Genomic DNA, 18313 nt, shown 5'->3' with positions numbered 1-18313 from the left:
CGCCTGGTCGAGAAAATTATGGATAAAACTCTGGTAGAACAGCAGGTAAAACTGATGCGGGCGGTTGCTGAAGGCGACCGCCGCGCATTTGAACAACTCTATCGCCTGACGTCCCCCCATTTGTTTGCCGTGGCGCTGCGTACCGCGCAGCGCCGGGCGTGGGCCGAAGAGATTCTGCACGATGCTTTTCTCACGGTATGGAATAAAGCCTCAGGCTACGATCCGGCCATCAGCGCCCCCGTGACCTGGCTGACCCACATCGTTCGCAACCGCTGTATCGACTGGCTGCGCAGCGGCCAGTCCCGCGCGGCAAATCAGGAAGACGAACTCGGCGACAACGCGGCCGACATTGAAAATGAAGGGGACAACGGCTGGGGCGATGAACAGCAGGCAGGCCGCCTGCGCGGATGCCTTGACAATTTGACCAGCGAGCAGCGGCAGAGCGTGGTGCTGGCCTACTATCAGGGGATGTCCCACGGCGATATTGCCGACTGGCTACAGCAGCCGCTCGGCACGGTGAAAAGTTGGATCCGCCGGGCGCTGGATCACCTTAAGGATTGCGTCGGACTATGAACAGCAGCCAAGAAATAGATAACGCCCTGGCCTCTGAATACGCGCTGGGCACGCTGCGCGGGAGTGCCCGGTTGCGCTTCGAAAAACGTCTCCATGCCGAGCCGGATCTCGCCGCGCTCGTGGGCCGCTGGCAAACCCTGCTTGGTGGCCTGGACAGCCAGACCCAGCCGCAGCTTCCGCCGGAAACGGTGTGGAAGAAAATTCAGCTTAGCCTGCCGCCCGAGCGGAATGCCGTCGTGCGCTCGCGTTGGAACTGGAACTATCTTGGCTGGGCGCTCGCCGCCGGGCTTGCTGCAGTTGCGCTGGTGCCATACTTCAGTAGCAAAGCACCGGAGCTGGCACCGCTCATGGTGCTTAACGGTGCCAGCCAGCAGGGGCAGTGGCTGGTGAGCGCCGACAGCGACCGTAAAACGCTGCGCCTGACGCCGCTGCAGCTGGCCTCCGTCTCCGCCAGCAATAGCCTGCAGCTGTGGGCTATCCCGGTTGGCGCGAAGCCCGTCTCGCTTGGGCTTTTGGACAGTAAATCGGTGACCCAGGTGAGTAACGGAAACGTGACATTGTCACGAGGTGTGACAATCGCCATCAGCCTGGAGCCGCAGGGCGGTTCGCCAACCGGGCAGCCGACGGGGCCGGTAGTGTATAGCGGGGTGTTGTGAATAAGTTTACTGCGAATGTGATGGCGATGAAGTTCTGTTCACCGAAAGTGGGGGCCGCTGGGAAAACGGAAAATATAGCCGGCTCTCCACTCTGGGTCAGACCGCGGAAAACCCGCGGTGTGCAATTTAAGAAGCGTTTTTTTGATTTTTTTTGTCTGGGCGCAAAATATTGCAGGGCAAGCAATTAATCGTGTTATTAGAATCTTAATTAATGCTCTTTAATGTCTCAATCAACATAGTTCGAAATTATTAAGCTAGTTCTTGTTGAACTTATGCTTGCTGGCATTTAATTTATATTTGATATTTACTCCTGATTGCTGTGAGGTTTTTTTAAAAATAGAAGCGTAAAAATGATCTAATACTAAATAAATGACAATTTTAACGGAGTAAAGGATGTATCCTAAAAATGCACATTACATTTGGATTGGCAATCAACCATTACCACAATACGCAGTAAGTAATATCATACACTTCAAATCAAATAATCCACATTACACAGTCTATCTTTGGACCACCAATCCACACAGAATAATCAATGATGTCATTAACTTTGGTTACAGTTCTCGATTTATAAGCCTGATAAATTGCCGTGGTTTACCTGATATGACAGGATATGTTCAATCCGCTATTGAGCGGGAAATGTCTGATAGTACTTACCATAATTATGCAGCAGCCTCTGATATTTTACGATTGGTCATTTTAGAAAAATTCGGCGGTATTTATATGGATGTTGATGTTATGGTGTCCGGTAGCCTTGGGCTAATATCTCCAGAAAGAATAAGCAGTACTGGCGCGTCTGATATATTAATACATCAGGAGGTGCTGGATAATAAAACACGATTATCCAATGCAGTTATTGTCAGCCAACCAAATACTAATACCCTGAAAAAAATGATTAACTATGCAATTGCGCCCTATACGAAAAATCACCTTTATGAAATGGGATTTGGTCGAACTGCGGGTAAGGATTTATTAAGAAAGGCATTAAGCGATTTGAAAGAAATCCCATTAAGGGAAATAATGTGGGTAGGAAAGAGAGCAGTACCTTCTCTTCGCCATCAAATAACTATATATCTGACGGGGCCAGGGTTAATGGATGCATACCTTCAAGCCAGTGGTTTAAGCCAACGTTTTAAGACAACAAAAATACTCAAAGAACCTGCTCGATTTGGACAACGGGAAAACAACTTTACCGGAACCTGGATGCGGGGCATGAACGGTAAAGGTGCATGGGTAGTTCCTGCCAGAAAATTTAACAGTACCATTTAACTGATAATCCTACATCGTAGGGGTGGACTGACCCCATAGAGGTAAAGAGATACTGGTTTATCCCCTCTCCCCGGTGGGGAGAGGGTTAGGTTGAGGGGCACTACTCGTGGTGATCGTGGACCTGCTGAGCCACTTCATGCACGCGCTTACGAGCGCTAAACCAGCCCAGCGTCAGCAGAATCGCCAGCACCGGAATAGAAGCAATCGTGAACGTCCCGTTCGGGTAATCCATCGCCATCAAGACCAGCACGCCAAGCAGGAACAGCAGCGTCAGCCAGGAAGTAAACGGCGCGCCCGGCAGCTTGAAGCTCACGTCGTCCGCTTTCCCTTCTTTAATCGCCTTGCGCAGGCGAATCTGGCACAGCACGATAAACGCCCAGGAGGTGATGATGCCCAGAGACGCCATATTCAGCACGATCTCAAATACCTGCGAAGGCACCAGATAGTTGAGGAACACGCCAAGCACGTACACGCCGCTGGTGACCAGAATCCCGGCATACGGCACCTGATTCTTGCTCATTTTCGACATGAACTGTGGCGCGGAACCGCCCATCGACATCGAACGCAGAATACGCCCGGTGCAGTACAGGCCGGAGTTCAGGCTGGAGAGCGCGGCGGTTAACACCACGATATTCATCACGTCGCCGATGTAAGGCACGCCGAGCTTCGAGAAGAAGGTCACGAACGGGCTTTGTCCCGCCTGATAGGCGTTCCACGGCAGCAGCAGAACCAGCAGCACCACGGAGCCAACATAGAACAGGCCGATACGCCAGATAACGCTGTTAATGGCCTTCGGCACCATGGTTTTCGGGTCTTTACATTCCCCGGCGGCGGTACCCACCAATTCGATAGAGGCGAAGGCGAACACTACGCCCTGAATCAGTACCAGCGCAGGCAGCAGACCGTGGGGGAAGAGACCGCCGTTATCGGTTATCAGATGGAACCCGGTGCTGTTACCGTCAATTGGTTTCCCGGTGCCGAGGAAAATGGTGCCGACGATCAGGAAGGCGACGATAGCCAACACTTTGACCAGCGCAAACCAGAACTCCATCTCGGCGAACCATTTCACGCCAATCATGTTCATCGCCGCAACCACGGCGAGCGCGCCGAGGGCGAAGACCCACTGCGGCACATCACCGAACGCACCCCAGTAATGCATGTAGAGCGCCACGGCGGTGATATCCACGATACCGGTCATCGCCCAGTTGACGAAATACATCCAGCCGCAAACGTAGGCGGCTTTTTCACCTAGGAATTCACGGGTGTAGGAGACGAAACTGCCGCTGGACGGGCGATGGATAACCAGCTCGCCCAAAGCGCGGAGGATGAAGAAAGAGAAAATGCCGCAAACCAGATAAATTAACGCCAGCGCGGGCCCTGCTGCCTGCAGGCGCGCACCTGCGCCGAGGAACAGGCCGGTACCGATGGCACCGCCGATAGCAATCATCTGCACGTGGCGATTGCCCATCGCCTGGTGATACCCCGAGTCCTGAGAATTCAACCAGCGCCGTTTGGCGGCGCGGTGTTCCGCTTCAGTCTTTGTTTTCATTGAGATTCCTGTCTGCCTTTGAGTTAAAAAGCGCCGTCCTTTTCCGCCCGTTAATTCTGGCTGCGGAGGCCGTGAAAAAGAGGGCGAGGAATCCTGGCAGAAAATTGAATGAGAAGCAAAATTACAAACTTGTCATTTTAGTGGCGGCGTTCTGTTGGTGTGACGGGCGTAACATTCCTGCTATACCGGGACTCAGAGAAGCGCTGCATCATGAACATAAAATGGTCAAAAAAAGGGCTGGCGATGGCCTGCGTGCTGGCAGGGGTGGCAGGACTTTGGCTGTACTCCCAGGCTTCATCGCCGGCAACGCAAAAGAAAACGGCGCTGCCGAAAGTTAGCCTGATAGCCGCGGCCAGCCAAACGCTGCCGCTAACGTTCTCCACCCAGGGGCATCTCGTGTCGCTCAATGAGGTGGATATTCGCGCGCAAATCACCAGCCCGGTAAGCCAGGTTGCCTTCCACGAAGGGGATTTTGTTAAGCAAGGGCAGCTGTTGTTTGTGCTGGATGATGCCGAAGAGCAGGCCGCGCTGGGTCACGCCCAGGCCCAGTTGGGGGTCATTAAAGCCGAGCTGGATAAAGCCGCTCGCGACCTCAGCCGTGGCCAGCCGCTGCTGAAAACCCACTACATTTCGTCTTCAGACTGGGATGCGCTGGTCAGCGCGCAACAGCAGGCGGCGGCGCAGTACAAGTCCGCCCAGGATGATATACACACCGCCCAGGCGCAGCTCGCCTATACCCGCATTTACGCGCCTGTTAGCGGCAAAACAGGCGCATTGAACGTGCATATCGGCAGCCTTGCGCAGCCGGGCAGCACGTTACCGATGGTCAGTATTAATCAGTTTGACCCGATTGGCGCAGAATTTACCCTGCCGGAGCAGGATCTCAACGCGGTGGTCGCCGCGCAGCATCAGGGGCCGGTGGAGGTGCAAGTGACCGACGCCAGCGGAAAACCGGTGACCGGCACGCTCAGTTTCATTGATAACACCGTCAGCCAGGACAGCGGCACGGTGAACTTTAAAGCCCGCTTTGCGAACGGTGAAAACCAGCTCTGGCCGGGGGCCTATCAGAACATTACGGTCAGCGCGGGCAGCACGCCGAATGTCGTTGTTTTACCGCCTCAGGCCGTGCAGGACGGCCCCGACGGGCATTTTGTCTACGTTATCGATGCCCAAATGCACGCCACAACGCAACCGGTCACATTGTTGCGCATCCAGCAGCAAATGGCGGTGGTGAGCGGCATTCAGCCCGGCATGAAAGTGGTGCTGGAAGGGGCCAACGCCCTGCGTCCGGGAATGGCCGTGAAGGTGGTTAACGCGCCAGCGGGGTCTGCATCATGACATTTGCCGAACAATGCCTGAAACGGCCGATTGCCGTGATGCTGCTGTGGCTGGCGGTGATGGTCGCCGGCGCGGTGTGCTGGTTTAAACTGCCCATTGCCGCGCTGCCCAACTACGACACGCCGACGATTCAGGTCAGCGCTTCGCTTTCCGGCGCCAGCCCCGAAACCATGGCTTCGTCCGTGGCAACGCCGCTGGAGAAAAAGCTGTCGACCATTCCCGGCGTGGTTAACATGACCTCCAACAGCCTCGAGGGCGCCACTACGATCGTCATTGAGTTTGATCCGTCCCGGGATATTGATTCGGCGGCGGTGGACGTGCAGTCCGCGCTGTACCAGGCGTTAAAGCAGCTGCCGTCGCAGATGACCACGCCGCCGTCATTCCGCAAAATTAACCCGGCGGATGCGCCGATCATTCAAATTGGCATCGATTCCCCGTCGATGGCGCTGTCTGACCTGAACCGCTTCTCGGATGACCTGATCTCACCGGCGCTTTCGACCCTGAACGGCGTGGCGCAGGTGACGGTGCTGGGGCAGAAACGCTATGCCGTGCGCGTGGAGGTCAACCCGGACAAGCTGGCGGCGACAAATCTGACGCTGGAGGATGTGCATACCGCGCTCGCGGCCGCCAACGACAACTCGCCGATCGGCGAACTGGACGGTAAACGCCAGATGGTGATGCTGCAAACCAGCGGCGATTTGCGCAACGCGGCAGACTTCGCCAAAGTGATTGTTGCCACGCGTAACGGCCAGCCGGTCAGGCTATCAGATGTGGCCACCGTGCAGGACAGCATTGAAAATACGCTGAGCTACAGCGCTGTGAACGGTAACCGCGCGATTGTACTCAGCGTGCAGCGTCAGCCCGGCGCGAACATTGTTTCCACCATCGATGCCATTCGCCAACTGATGCCTAAACTGCAGGCGCAAATGCCGTCGTCGGTGAGCGTGAAGTTTCTGAACGACCGTTCGCTGTCGATCCGTGCGGCGATTCATGACGTGACGTTAACTCTGCTGTTGACCATCGCCCTGGTGGTGATGGTGATCCTGATGTTCCTGCGCCATATTCGGGCGACGATCATTCCTGCGCTCAGCCTGCCCATTTCTCTGCTCGGCGCCTTCGGCCTGATGTACGCCTTTGGCCTGAGCCTCGACAATATTTCCCTGATGGGGCTGACCATTGCCGTAGGCCTGGTGGTGGACGACGCGATTGTGGTGCTGGAGAACATCATGCGCTACATGGAAGAGGGGGAAACGCCGTACCGCGCCGCATTGAAAGGGGTGAAAGAGGTGGCGTTCACCGTTATCTCTATTTCGCTTTCCCTGGTGGCGGTGTTTATCCCTATCTTCTTTATGCCGGGGACGATTGGCCTGCTGTTCCACGAGTTTGCCTATGTGGTGTCGCTGACGATTCTGGTTTCGGCTGCGGCATCGCTCACCATTATTCCGCTGCTGGTCCCTAAACTTATCCGCGAGCACACGCCGGAAGACAAACCTGAACCGCGCTGGAGCCAGGTCTTTGAGCGTGGGTTCGAAGCGCTGCGCCGCCAGTACGGGAACGGGCTGGAATGGGCCGTGTCTCATCGCGTGATTATGATCGGCGTCGCGCTCAGCACGATTGCGCTGACCATCGGCCTGTACTGGTTTTCACCGAAAGGCTTCTTCCCGCAGGAAGATATCGGGCAGATCACTGCCAGCATTGATGCGCCGCAGGATATGTCCTATCTCGGTCGGCTGGGCGTGGCGCAGCAGCTGGGTAAAACGCTGATGAAAGATCCGTGCGTCAGCGACGTCCTGACCCGCGTTGACCACGACACCACGCAGCTAAGCCTGACGCTAAAAGATCAAGGCCAGCGCCCGCCGTTGGACGCGGTGCTGAAACAATTGCGTTCGGAAACCGGCTATTTGCCGGGCATTAAAGTTTACTTTAGCCCGGTGCAAAACCTGCGCGTGGGCGGCCGCAGTGCGAAAAGCAGCTACCAGTACACGCTGCAGGCGGTCAGCAGCGGCGATACCAGCCTCAACGACTGGGCCAACCGGCTGATGGCAGAGATGCAAAAAAGCGGGGTGTTTGTCGGCCTGAATACCGACGCCCAGCTCAACGGGCTACAGGCGCAGTTGGTCATCGACAGAAACAAAGCTTCGCTGATGGGCGTGGATATTCAGCAGATTCGCGACACGCTGTATGACGCCTTCGGGACTTACCAGGTGTCGACAATTTATGCCCCGGAAGACAGCTACGAAGTGATCATGGAAGTGCAGGAGCCGTTCCGACAGGACGAAAGTGATTTGTCGAAAATCTATGTCCGGTCATCAAGTGGGGCGCTACTGCCCATCACCACCTTTACAACGATTTTGCGCACCCAGGGCGTGACGGCGGTCAACCACCAGGGGCAGTTGCCGGCGATTACGCTTTCGTTCGACCTTGCGCCGGGGAAATCGCTGTCGGATGCGACGGCGGCCATTGCCCAGGCCCAGCAGGCGATTCATCTGCCGTCTTCGGTGTTTGGCACCTACGCCGGGCAGGCGGCGCTGTTTCAGCAGTCCCAGAGCAGCCAGATCTGGCTGATTGTGCTGGCGCTGGCGGTGATTTACGTGATTCTCGGCGTGCTGTATGAAAGCTGGATCCACCCGCTGACCATTCTGCTTGGTCTGCCGTCGGCGGCAGTGGGCGCGCTGCTGGCGCTCAGGCTGTTTAATCTCGATCTTACGTTTATCGCGATGATTGGTATTCTGCTGCTGATAGGTATTGTCAAAAAGAACGCTATCATGATGATAGATTTCGCGTTAGTGGCGCAGCGTGAACACGGCATGACGCCGCATGATGCCATTATGCAGGCCTGCTTGCAGCGGTTCCGCCCGATTATGATGACCACGCTTTGCGCTATCATGGGGGCGATCCCCATTGCGCTTGGCCTGGGGGCCGGGGCCGAGCTGCGCCAGCCGATGGGCGTGGCGATTGTCGGGGGGCTGCTGCTCTCGCAGCTGATCACCTTATTTATTACGCCGGTTCTGTTCCTGCTGTTTGACGGCAACCCACAAGGAACGAAGGAGTGACGATGAAAATTCTGCTGGTGGAAGATCAGAAAATGGCCTCGGAGTACATTGCCAAAGGGCTGCGCGAGAACGATTTCGTGGTCGACGTCGCCGGGAACGGTATCGACGGCCTGCATTATCTCCTGACCACTGACTATGACCTGGCGATCCTTGACGTGATGCTGCCCGGTATTGACGGCTGGAAGATCATTGAAATGGCGCGGCAGGCCGGAAAACAGACGCCCATCATGTTTCTGACCGCGCGGGATGATGTGGAGGACAGAGTCCATGGCCTCGAACTGGGCGCGGAAGATTATCTGATCAAGCCCTTTTCCTTTAGCGAGCTGTTGGCGCGTGCACGGGTGATTCTGCGCCGCTCCGCGCCACCCACCGCCATTCTTGAAGAAAATCTGCTGCAGGTGGGCGATCTGAAGCTCGATTTTCTGCGGCACAAAGTGTCCCGCGCCGGGGTGCGAATAGAGCTGACGCAAAAAGAATTTTTGCTGCTAAGCCTGCTGATGCGCCGCTCGGGTGAAGTGCTCTCCCGCACGGTGATTGCCGAGCAGGTGTGGGACATGAATTTTGATCCGGAAACGAACGTCATAGACGTCGCCATCCGCCGTTTGCGCAACAAAATTGACGACGGTTTTGAGGATAAATTACTCCACACCCTGCGCGGCGCGGGGTACGTGCTGGAATTACGCGGATGATAAAACTGTCGCATTTGTCGATCACGGCGCGCCTGACGCTCTACTTCTCCGTCACGATGGCCATCGTGCTTTACAGCGTGTCCGGCGTGCTTTATTCGACCATGCGCCAGCAGCTCAACCATAAAGATGAGCTGGAGCTGCAAAGTTCTATCCAGTTCCAGCAGGAAATTGCCACGGCAATTGGCGAGCGCCAGGACAACGGGGAAGAGTGGCAAACCGAGCTGCTGGAGTCCGTGGTGCGGCAGGAGCGCCTGTCGCTGCGCATCTTCAGCCCGGAAGGTAAGGTGTACGCGCAATCCAACAATATGGTTATCCCGGAGCAGGACTTTCCGCTGCCGGGCCCCGGGTTTAGCTACCGGGAATGGCATTATCGCGCAGAGAATATCCGGCAAAAATACTTAATTACCTCCACGCTGTTCACCCTCAAAAATAACCAGAAATGGCTGGTGCAGGCGGCGCTCAACGTCTCCGGCAACAACGAAATTATCAACACCTATTACAAGCGAATGCAGTTTTTCGCCGCGTTGGCGATTCTGCTGTTTGCCGCTTTTGGCTGGTGGCTTGCCCGAAGGGGATTAGCGCCGCTGCGCACGATCACCACTGAAATTGAGAAAATTCACGCCAACGATCTGCATACCCGGATCCTGGATCAGCGCTGGCCGCCGGAGCTGAACGCGCTGGCGGCGTCGTTTGACCGCATGATGATGCGCCTTGAAGCCTCGTTCCATCAGTTAAATCGCTTTTCCTCGGACATTGCCCACGAGCTGCGCGGGCCGATAAATAACCTGATCTCGGCCGCCAGCGTCATTCAGACAAAGGATCGCAGCGCCGAAGAGTATCAGGACACGCTGGCGGCAATCATTGAAGAGGGCGAACGTCTGTCGCGCATGATCTCCTCTATGCTGTTCCTTGCCAGGGCGGACAACAGCCGCGAAGTGCTGAATGCCGAATGGCTCAGCAGCGCCCATGAATTCGAAAAACTGATTGGTTTCTACGACATTCTGGCAGAAGAAAAAGAGATCACCCTCGAAAGCCGGGGAGACGTTTCATTCTATGCTGACCCGCAGCTTATCCAGCGCGCGCTTTCCAACCTGCTCTCTAATGCGTTGCGCCACACGCCAGAAAAGGGACATATCACGCTCAGCGCAAAAATTGCCGATGAACGGGTGGTATTGAGCGTGAGTGATAATGGCGAAGGCATCAAACCCGAACATCTGCCGCTGATTTTTGATCGCTTTTTCCGGGGAGAAGCCTCCCGCAGCGCCACGGAAAACACCGGACTGGGGCTGGCGATTGTGAAAACCATTGCGGAACTGCACGGCGGCAAAATCAGCGTGGTCAGTGAGCCTGGGCGCGGTAGCACGTTTACGCTGTCATTGCCGCTGCACGACAAAGCCTGAGTACCGCAGAATAATCTCTTCTGGCAGGAACAATATTACGCGGCATGAGTCTCAGTGACTTAACAGGTAGCCTTTTGTGCCGACCTGAATAAAATCCAAACAGATGAAACGTGTTTAGCTCCAGTAGAGACTGGGGCGTTCACTATGAGTTTCTGGGATCATCGCTTTTATTGTTATGGAAAACCTGCCCAATGCTATTGAAACACTTTTCTCGCCGTGCCATTGCCGTGGCCGTGGCGCTGATAATTGCCCTCACCATCGCTCTGTTCTTCTTCCTCAGAAGCCCCGATACCCCTGATTATGTCACGGCCCCTGTACGCAAAGGCGATATCGAAAACTCTGTCCTGGCAACCGGTCGAATCGATGCTATCGAACGCGTTAACGTCGGGGCACAGGTTTCAGGCCAGGTCAAGTCGCTCAAAGTGAAGCTGGGCGACCATGTCACCAAAGGGCAGTCCATTGCCGACATTGATGATGTGCCCCAGCGTAACGACCTGCGTAACGCCGAAGCCGCACTCAATGTGGTCAAAGCCGAACTGCAGGCTAAGCAAGCGCTCCTGAAACAGTCTGAATTGCGGTTCAAACGCCAGCGGCAAATGCTGAGCGAGGACGCCAGTTCGCGCGAGGATTTTGAGTCTGCGGAGGCTACGCTCGCCACTACACGGGCGGAATTACTCTCACTGAATGCCAGGCTTGTCCAGGCGCAAATCGAAGTAGATAAGAAAACCGTCGATCTGGGTTATACCCGAGTCGTTGCGCCAATGGACGGCGTAGTTATTGCCGTGGTCACGCAGCAGGGGCAGACGGTGAACTCCAGCCAGAGTGCGCCGACGATTATCAAGCTGGCTCGTCTCGATGTGATGACCATCAAAGCACAGATCTCTGAGGCCGATATCACCCGTATTTCTCCAGGACAAAAGGCCCGTTTCACGATTTTCTCTGAGCCGGACAAGCACTATGACGCGACGCTGCGCACCGTTGAGCTGGCGCCAGAGTCGGTAATGAAAGATGACTCTCTTGCCGGGAGCAGTTCGGCATCAGGGTCTGGCACCTCAAATGCTTCCGTTTACTACAACGCGCTGCTCGACGTGCCTAACCCAGACAATCGTCTGCGTATCGCGATGACGGCACAGGTCACGCTGCTGGCCGGTGAAGCCAAAGATGCGCTGCTGGTCCCGATTCAGGCCGTGCATAAAGCTGAAGGGAATAAGCAGGAGGTGCAGGTGTTGCTGGCTGACGGCAGGCTGGAAGCCCGAGAAGTGAAAACCGGGATCACCAACAGCGTCGATATTCAGATCCTCGAAGGGCTAAACGTCGGGGAAAATGTCGTGCTGTCACAGCCGGGTGAGAAAGCGCCTGGGGAAGGGTTTGTGCTGTGAGTAACATCATCGAGCTGAAGGGCATTAGCCGGACCTACGGTAACGGCGGTCAGGCGCTGACCGTGCTGAAAAATATCAATTTGACCATCGCCGCCGGGGAAATGGTGGCGATCATCGGTGCATCAGGATCGGGTAAGTCGACCCTGATGAATATCATGGGCTGTCTCGACGTGCCCGACAGCGGCGATTATTACATTGGCGGGCAAAATGCCGCCCAGCTTTCGCCGGATGAACTGGCCCGGGTTCGGCGGGAGCATATCGGCTTTATCTTCCAGCGCTACCATCTGATGCCCGACCTTAGCGCGCTGGGCAACGTTGAGATCCCCGCTATTTATGCCAACACCGAGCGTGACAAGCGCCGGCTGCGCGCCGCCGCACTGCTTGGCAGACTGGGCTTGGAAGGCCGTGAGCATCATAAACCCGGCGAGCTTTCTGGCGGCCAGCAGCAGCGCGTCAGTATTGCCCGTTCGTTGATCAATGGCGGGGAAATTATTCTGGCCGATGAGCCAACCGGCGCGCTGGATTCTCAGTCAGGCCAAGAGGTCTTAGCCATCCTGAGCGAACTTAACCAGCGCGGTCATACGGTCGTGATGGTGACCCACGACATGAAGGTGGCCCAGCACGCTCAGCGCATTATCGAACTGCGAGACGGTGAAATTATCGCCGATAGCGGCAGTAAGGTCACCGCCACGCAAACTTTGCCGCCGCCTAACCGTACCCGCCAAAGCCGCTGGCAAAGTATGCTCGACCGCACGCGTGAATCGCTGCAAATGGCGCTCAAAGCGATGAATGCGCATCGTTTACGCACCACGCTCACCATGACCGGGATCATTTTCGGTATTGCCGCCGTTGTGACCGTCGTGGCACTGGGCGAGGGCGCGAAGCAAAAGACGCTGGAGAATATTAAAGATCTGGGCACCAACGTGGTGAGTATCTATCCCGGGCGAGATTTCTTTGATGACAGTATTGAGGGCATTCGTACTCTGGTGCCGGCTGACGCGGAGGCGCTGGCAAAGCAGGGATTTGTCGATAGCGTCAGCCCGGAGGTAAGTGCCTCAGACAACATTCGTTTTCTGGGTAAGTCTGCAACCGCGTCTATCAACGGCGTAGGGCGAGATCACTTCCGCGTTAATGGCATTCAGCTTCTGGAAGGGACCACCTTCAGGGACGACCGTACCGCCCTGCAGGAGGTCATTATTGATGAAAATGCCCGCAAAGCGCTGTTCGACGCCGCCGGATTACAGGCGCTGGGGCAAATTGTTTTTCTTGGTTCCGTGCCGGCACGGGTGGTGGGCATTGCCCAAAGCAATAACCGGAGCTACGCGCCAAACCGCATTACCGTGTGGATGCCCTACAGCACGGTGATGTACCGCATGGTAGGCAAGCCGGTGCTGACCAGCATCAGCGTCCGACTGAAAGACAATGTGGCAAACGAAGCGGCGGTGAGCGCTATCTCCCAGCTGCTTACTCAGCGCCACGGCGTAAAAGATTTCCAGCTCTATAACTTCGAACAGATCAGAAAATCTATCGAGCGTACCTCGATGACCTTCAGCATTTTAATTCTGATGGTTGCCTGCATCTCGCTGATGATCGGCAGCATCGGCGTGATGAACATCATGCTGGTGTCGGTCACCGAACGAACCCATGAAATCGGCGTACGAATGGCGGTAGGCGCCCGGCGGAGCGACATCATGCAGCAGTTTATGATTGAGGCCGTATTGGTCTGCCTGATTGGCGGCGCGTTAGGTATTGCGCTGTCGTATGCCGCCGGAGCGCTATTTACCGCCCTGGCCGGCGGGATGTTCACGGCTATTTATTCGTGGCAGGCCGCCGCCGCCGCGTTTTTCTGTTCAACATTAATCGGCATGATCTTCGGTTATCTCCCCGCCCGCAAGGCGGCAAGGATGGACCCGGTCGTTTCACTGGCCAGCGAGTAACCTATGAAATTTTTATCACCTTTGGCTTTGTGCCTGGCTGCCGCGCTGAGCGCAGGCTGCGCAAATACGCTTAAAAGCGACTATCACGCTCCGGAAGTACGCTATCCCGCCAGCTGGGACAAGAGCGATGCTACCCGCGACCTGGCCCCGTTTGACTGGCAGGCGTTTAACGATCCCCACCTGGATAACTGGCTGCGCCAGGTTATGGCCAGCAATAACGATGTCGCGATTGCCGTACTGCGGGTGTATCGGGCGAGACTCGACGCGGAAAGAGTCGGTATCACCAACGATCCCGGGCTCAGAGGTTCACTGGGCGTAGACGGGAAAAATCAGCTCAATAACTCGTCAGGCTGGACAAAAAGCAGCGCCGCGAGTCTCAGTACCAGCTATGAGCTTGATCTCTGGGGCAAAATAGCCCGCCAGCGCGATGCGGCGGAGTGGGCAACTCATGCCAGCGAAGAAGATTTACGCGCCGCACGCCTGACGCTGCTTTCAGAGGCCAGCAATAATTACTGGCGCATTGGCTTTGTGAACCAACAAATCAATGTCCTCCTGCAGAGCATCGGCTATGCAAAAGAAACGCTTCGCCTCGCCGGGGCTCGTTATCGTGCAGGAGGTGCTTCCGCGCTGGATGTTGTGGACGCGCAGCAAAGTTTACTCGCGCAGGAAAATCGGCTCACTGGATTGCAGCGAGAGCGCCTGCAGGTTCTGAATCAGCAGGCCGTTTTGCTGGGTACCGCTCCGGGCAGCTCAGTGGTTGAGCCTACAAAACTGCCCGACGGCCCTCTGCCGCAGGTTAACGCGAACATTCCTGCCAGCGTACTGATGCATCGGCCCGATATCAGCGCGCAAGAGTGGCGGGTGCGTGAAGCCCTGGCCAATGTTGATATACGGCGCACCGAATACTATCCCGCATTCACCCTGACGGGATCGCTTGGTTCCGGCAGTAGCTCGCTGCTAAACGTGCTGCATAATCCCATCGCTTCCGTTGGCGCAAGTCTGACGCTGCCGTTCCTGGAATGGCGGCAGCGGGGCGTGGAGGTGAAAATTGCCCGTAACGATTACGAACAGCGGGTGCTGGCGTTTAAACAGTCGCTTTATAAGGCGATGAGCAGCCTTGAAGACGAACTCTCCCTGCGCGATCAGCTTCTGGCTCAGGAGATAAGACTCCGGGAGGGGCTGGATCTTGCGCGTAAGTCTGAGCGCTTGAATGAGGTACGTTACCGCCAGGGCGCCGCGCGTATCTCATTCTGGCTAGATGCCCAAGAGAAACGCCGCCAGGCAGAGCTATTGCTGGATGAAAACCGCTTCAACCAGCTCCAGAATCTGGCAAAAATTTATCTCGAGTTTGGCGGGTCGTCTGCTTTCCCCTAAATCTTGCTAACTAATTCTCCCCAAACAGAAAACGGTTTTTCTTTCGCGGATGCTCGTTTAAAGTTTTGCTGGCTGAATGGGTTTCAGCCAGCAAAATAATAAACAACCGTTTATTTTATGGGGAAGGGTGAAGGCATGCGTGTGTCAGATTATATCCGGCTGTTATTTCTTGCCGCGGTGTGGGGAGCCAGCTTCCTTTTTATGAAAATAGCGGCACCAGAGTTCGGGGCGGTAAATACGGCCTTTTTAAGGGTGTTTTTTGGCTGTACAGGGCTGGCGGTGATTCTTTTCACCCTGAGATCATCCTTCCGCTTTGAGGGGAAATTCCGTTCGGCGCTTATTCTGGGCGCAATTAACTCCGGGCTGCCCTTTTTTATGTATTGTCTCGCCGCAAAATGGTTACCTGCCGGATACTCCGCCATTTTAAACGCCACCACGCCGCTTATGGGCGCCATTATTGGCTTCTCCTTCTTTAGTGAGAAATTAACGGCGCGAAAATGGCTGGGCGTAGTGCTGGGCCTGGCAGGGATAATGGTGATTACATCGGTCGGGGATGCGCATTCCAGCGGGGAGAAGATCGCCGGAATTATCGCCTGCCTGGTGGCCACGAGTTGCTACGGTGTGGCAGGCTTTTTAACCCGCCGCTGGATCTCCAATAAAGGCGGGCTTGACCCTAAAATCGTCGCCTTCGGCAGCCAAATCGGGGCCACGCTTTTCCTGTTACCGTTCTTTACCTGGAGCGTGGCGACCGGTCCGGCAATAAACTGGCTGCAGGGCGATGTCTGGCTCAGCTTGCTGGGTCTGGGGATCCTCTGTACCGCCGTGGCCTATATTTTTTACTTCCGCTTAATTGCCGATATCGGGCCGTTACGCAGCCTCACGGTGACTTTTCTCATTCCCCCGTTCGGCGTGTTGTGGGGCTACCTCATTTTGCATGAAACCATTAGCGAAGCGTTTATCATCGGGGCTGTCATTGTTTGTTTCTCCGTCTGGCTGGTGATAAGCCCGGACAAGAAAACGCTCACCGCAAAAAGTTAACCCTGGCACCGGTTGCGAATAATTGTGGTTATACTAGCCGCGAGCCCGGATAAGGTTTCCGGGCTACGCCGTGAAGGAAAAACAATGCAACGAGAAGCGCTGTTCACTGTGGTATTTGACCGGTATCAGGTTGAGCCCGACTACCCGTGGGAAAAGTTTAAGGACTACGCCGTGCTGCGCCATCGCTTCAAGCGGAAATGGTTTGGCGTGGTGCTGAGTATTTCCGCCGCAAAGCTGGGGCTGGAAAGCGATGAAGTCGTCGATATTCTCAACGTCAAAGTGATGCCTGGCGCCGTGGGCTCGCTGAGAATGCAGCCGGGAATTTTACCGGCATATCACATGAACAAAGAGCATTGGGTCACGGTATTAATTGACAAGGTACCAGATGAATTAATCCTGGCCCTTATTGACGAAAGCTTTAGCCTGACGCGTTAATTTCATTCCCCCGGACATTGCATGGGACAGAATGTCCGGGGCATATTACAAATAATTTTTCGCTATTTTAATGACCGCTTTTTTGACTGCTGCGGCATTGCCATTAAGCATGCAGAGTGGCTTGTGTACTTCGCCGGGATAGAAAATAATAAAGTCCCCGGCATTCATAGTAATCATAGTTTCATCATCCGGCGTTCTAATAAAAGCAATATCATTCCCCGCCAGTTTATCTTCCATGACTTCCGTATGCGGCGGTTTGAGGCTAAACGCCATACCTTCCTGTCCGGCCAAAACAATTTGCACGTCAAGGTATTTCTCATGATATTCCGGGAGGGCTTCAGCGGCTAACCGGGTATTCCCTTCCATGACCATCACCCACACGTTCTCTCCCGCAACATCGTATTTCCCTGCATGAGACTCAGCGTTGATGTTCTGCAAAACATAATCCAATGCCTCGGTTATTTTCGTCGGCAGCCACGGATTCAAACCTAATTCATTAATATTTCCAACAATCATATAACATCCTTTATTCAATGCGGGAGGGAACATCTTTTTTATTAAATAGCCACCCTCGGGAGACAAAGATATCAGTAAAATAACGAACTGTGATCCGCTTCACGCATTTAAGTTATAAATAACAGACAAGAATAATAAGTTGCATCACATAACGTTTTTTAGGCTAATTTTTGTATATCGTTTCACATATGAATCTCTAGGTTCTATATATGAAACAAAAGCAGCGTAAAACACGTTATGAAATAGGTTCGATATATAAAACAAAAAGCGTTCTATATATAAAACGAATCGCTGAATGGAAATAAATATGCATATTCCCGAGAATTTAAAAGAGAGTAAAGCGCCGGCAGCCGTCAGACTGGTGGCTATTCTTGATTTTATTGCGGAAAAAGGCAGCGCCAGTTTTAGCGAAATCAGTACCCAACTGGCTATCCCGAAAAGCAGCACCCACCATTTGCTGGAGGTGCTGTCCGCCACGCACCTGCTCCGTCTGCGCGTCGACGGGCGTTACGCTCTCGGGCTGCATCTGTTTGAGCTGGGGGGCCTGGCGGCAAGCGGGCTGGATATTCGTCTCGAGGCCATTCCTTACCTGCATGAGCTGGTCGAACTCACCGGGCTGACCTGCCACCAGGGCATTATGGAAGGTGATGAAGCCTTTTTCCTCAGCAAAATTCAGTCGCCACAGGCGATTATTTTAACCTCCTGGGAAGGGAAGCGCATTCGGCTGCACAGTACCTCATTGGGGAAAATCCTGTTGGCCTGGCGGCCCATCGAGCAGGTTGAAGAGATTCTGGCGAAGGCCACTTTCGTGAAGAAAACAGAGTCTACCATCACCGACAAGGCGCACTTTATAGCGCATCTCGCCCTGGTGAAACAGCAGGGCTGGGCCTACGACGATGGCGAGAATATCAATGAAATTCGCTGTATTTCCGCCCCGGTATTTGACGTCAAAGGCAATGTACTTTGCGCCATCGGGTTAACGGGCATGGTTTCACAATTCACCAATGGTAAAAAAGAAGAGTATTTAAGCCATTTGCTGGCAACCACTGAGAGAATATCAAATGCATTAAACTTTGGCCTGAAGTCCAGCCCCATAATTAAATAGTA

At 54.7% G+C, this 18313-nt stretch carries 15 protein-coding genes; 13 read left to right on the top strand and 2 right to left on the bottom strand.

Annotated features, from left to right (window positions below):
* Window positions 1-18 precede the first annotated feature (18 nt).
* The 3 genes from WFN87_RS03505 to WFN87_RS03495 all read left to right on the top strand — a co-directional run bounded on the left by WFN87_RS03505 (window position 19) and on the right by WFN87_RS03495 (window position 2498).
* A complete protein-coding gene (locus tag WFN87_RS03505; protein WP_336981245.1) occupies window positions 19-573 on the top strand; it encodes an RNA polymerase sigma factor in 555 nt (184 codons plus the stop codon).
* Window positions 570-1229, top strand: coding sequence for an anti-sigma factor domain-containing protein (locus WFN87_RS03500; protein ID WP_166992357.1), 660 nt, complete (start codon window positions 570-572; stop codon window positions 1227-1229). The genes WFN87_RS03505 and WFN87_RS03500 overlap by 4 nt, the downstream gene beginning before the upstream one ends.
* 393 nt (window positions 1230-1622) lie before the next feature.
* Window positions 1623-2498 carry a glycosyltransferase family 32 protein gene (locus tag WFN87_RS03495; RefSeq protein WP_166992360.1) on the top strand — a complete coding sequence of 292 codons (876 nt, stop codon included), beginning with the start codon at window positions 1623-1625 and terminating at the stop codon, window positions 2496-2498.
* A gap of 100 nt (window positions 2499-2598) precedes the next feature.
* On the opposite strand, the gene ansP is transcribed toward WFN87_RS03495, so the two are convergent.
* Window positions 2599-4047: an L-asparagine permease gene (gene ansP / locus WFN87_RS03490; protein WP_336981242.1), complete on the bottom strand. Its 1449-nt coding sequence runs from the start codon at window positions 4045-4047 to the stop codon at window positions 2599-2601.
* Window positions 4048-4257: 210 nt separating this feature from the next.
* Between ansP and WFN87_RS03485 the strand changes: the two genes are divergently transcribed.
* The 9 genes from WFN87_RS03485 (at window position 4258) to WFN87_RS03445 (ending at window position 16690) form a co-directional block, all read left to right on the top strand.
* Entirely contained in the window at window positions 4258-5385 is a 1128-nt protein-coding gene (locus WFN87_RS03485) for an efflux RND transporter periplasmic adaptor subunit (RefSeq protein ID WP_166992363.1), read from the top strand.
* The gene (locus tag WFN87_RS03480; RefSeq protein ID WP_336981240.1) at window positions 5382-8438 is read left to right on the top strand and encodes an efflux RND transporter permease subunit; all 3057 of its coding nucleotides are present in this window, start codon (window positions 5382-5384) and stop codon (window positions 8436-8438) included. The genes WFN87_RS03485 and WFN87_RS03480 overlap by 4 nt, the downstream gene beginning before the upstream one ends.
* A gap of 2 nt (window positions 8439-8440) precedes the next feature.
* Window positions 8441-9127, top strand: a complete 687-nt coding sequence (locus tag WFN87_RS03475) for a heavy metal response regulator transcription factor (RefSeq protein ID WP_008458831.1) — start codon at window positions 8441-8443, stop codon at window positions 9125-9127.
* Window positions 9124-10527: a heavy metal sensor histidine kinase gene (locus WFN87_RS03470; RefSeq protein WP_166992369.1), complete on the top strand. Its 1404-nt coding sequence runs from the start codon at window positions 9124-9126 to the stop codon at window positions 10525-10527. Before WFN87_RS03475 ends, WFN87_RS03470 begins: the two co-directional genes overlap by 4 nt.
* Before the next feature lie 191 nt (window positions 10528-10718).
* Window positions 10719-11906: an efflux RND transporter periplasmic adaptor subunit gene (locus tag WFN87_RS03465; protein WP_336981237.1), complete on the top strand. Its 1188-nt coding sequence runs from the start codon at window positions 10719-10721 to the stop codon at window positions 11904-11906.
* Entirely contained in the window at window positions 11903-13843 is a 1941-nt protein-coding gene (locus WFN87_RS03460; protein ID WP_008458834.1) for a MacB family efflux pump subunit, read from the top strand. Before WFN87_RS03465 ends, WFN87_RS03460 begins: the two co-directional genes overlap by 4 nt.
* A 3-nt stretch (window positions 13844-13846) precedes the next feature.
* On the top strand, window positions 13847-15217 hold the full coding sequence (locus WFN87_RS03455) for an efflux transporter outer membrane subunit (protein ID WP_336981235.1): 1371 nt from the start codon (window positions 13847-13849) through the stop codon (window positions 15215-15217).
* 135 nt (window positions 15218-15352) lie between these two features.
* Window positions 15353-16255, top strand: a complete 903-nt coding sequence (locus WFN87_RS03450; RefSeq protein WP_336981233.1) for a DMT family transporter — start codon at window positions 15353-15355, stop codon at window positions 16253-16255.
* 84 nt (window positions 16256-16339) lie between these two features.
* A complete protein-coding gene (locus WFN87_RS03445) occupies window positions 16340-16690 on the top strand; it encodes an MmcQ/YjbR family DNA-binding protein (protein WP_336981230.1) in 351 nt (116 codons plus the stop codon).
* Between the two features lie 45 nt (window positions 16691-16735).
* On the opposite strand, the gene WFN87_RS03440 is transcribed toward WFN87_RS03445, so the two are convergent.
* Window positions 16736-17206, bottom strand: a complete 471-nt coding sequence (locus tag WFN87_RS03440; protein WP_336981228.1) for a YhcH/YjgK/YiaL family protein — start codon at window positions 17204-17206, stop codon at window positions 16736-16738.
* A gap of 307 nt (window positions 17207-17513) precedes the next feature.
* Here WFN87_RS03440 and WFN87_RS03435 point away from each other — a divergent pair, with 307 nt between their 5' ends.
* Window positions 17514-18311, top strand: coding sequence for an IclR family transcriptional regulator (locus WFN87_RS03435; RefSeq protein WP_336981226.1), 798 nt, complete (start codon window positions 17514-17516; stop codon window positions 18309-18311).
* Window positions 18312-18313 lie beyond the last annotated feature (2 nt).

It is taken from the genome of Cedecea sp. AS113 (assembly GCF_037152415.1).
Lineage (GTDB): Bacteria > Pseudomonadota > Gammaproteobacteria > Enterobacterales > Enterobacteriaceae > Cedecea.
Note: the sequence above shows the minus strand (reverse complement) of the source record. Positions and strands in the feature narration are given on the sequence as shown.

What these genes read in the sequence shown, in the direction of transcription:
- WFN87_RS03485 (WP_166992363.1), top strand. Translation starts at nt 4,258, where the DNA reads ATGAACATAAAATGGTCAAAAAAAGGGCTGGCGATGGCCTGCGTGCTG.
- WFN87_RS03445 (WP_336981230.1), top strand. Translation starts at nt 16,340, where the DNA reads ATGCAACGAGAAGCGCTGTTCACTGTGGTATTTGACCGGTATCAGGTT.
- WFN87_RS03450 (WP_336981233.1), top strand. Translation starts at nt 15,353, where the DNA reads ATGCGTGTGTCAGATTATATCCGGCTGTTATTTCTTGCCGCGGTGTGG.
- WFN87_RS03465 (WP_336981237.1), top strand. Translation starts at nt 10,719, where the DNA reads ATGCTATTGAAACACTTTTCTCGCCGTGCCATTGCCGTGGCCGTGGCG.
- WFN87_RS03440 (WP_336981228.1), bottom strand. Translation starts at nt 17,206, where the DNA reads ATGATTGTTGGAAATATTAATGAATTAGGTTTGAATCCGTGGCTGCCG.
- WFN87_RS03480 (WP_336981240.1), top strand. Translation starts at nt 5,382, where the DNA reads ATGACATTTGCCGAACAATGCCTGAAACGGCCGATTGCCGTGATGCTG.
- WFN87_RS03495 (WP_166992360.1), top strand. Translation starts at nt 1,623, where the DNA reads ATGTATCCTAAAAATGCACATTACATTTGGATTGGCAATCAACCATTA.
- WFN87_RS03475 (WP_008458831.1), top strand. Translation starts at nt 8,441, where the DNA reads ATGAAAATTCTGCTGGTGGAAGATCAGAAAATGGCCTCGGAGTACATT.
- WFN87_RS03455 (WP_336981235.1), top strand. Translation starts at nt 13,847, where the DNA reads ATGAAATTTTTATCACCTTTGGCTTTGTGCCTGGCTGCCGCGCTGAGC.
- WFN87_RS03435 (WP_336981226.1), top strand. Translation starts at nt 17,514, where the DNA reads ATGCATATTCCCGAGAATTTAAAAGAGAGTAAAGCGCCGGCAGCCGTC.
- WFN87_RS03505 (WP_336981245.1), top strand. Translation starts at nt 19, where the DNA reads ATGGATAAAACTCTGGTAGAACAGCAGGTAAAACTGATGCGGGCGGTT.
- WFN87_RS03500 (WP_166992357.1), top strand. Translation starts at nt 570, where the DNA reads ATGAACAGCAGCCAAGAAATAGATAACGCCCTGGCCTCTGAATACGCG.
- WFN87_RS03470 (WP_166992369.1), top strand. Translation starts at nt 9,124, where the DNA reads ATGATAAAACTGTCGCATTTGTCGATCACGGCGCGCCTGACGCTCTAC.
- ansP (WP_336981242.1), bottom strand. Translation starts at nt 4,047, where the DNA reads ATGAAAACAAAGACTGAAGCGGAACACCGCGCCGCCAAACGGCGCTGG.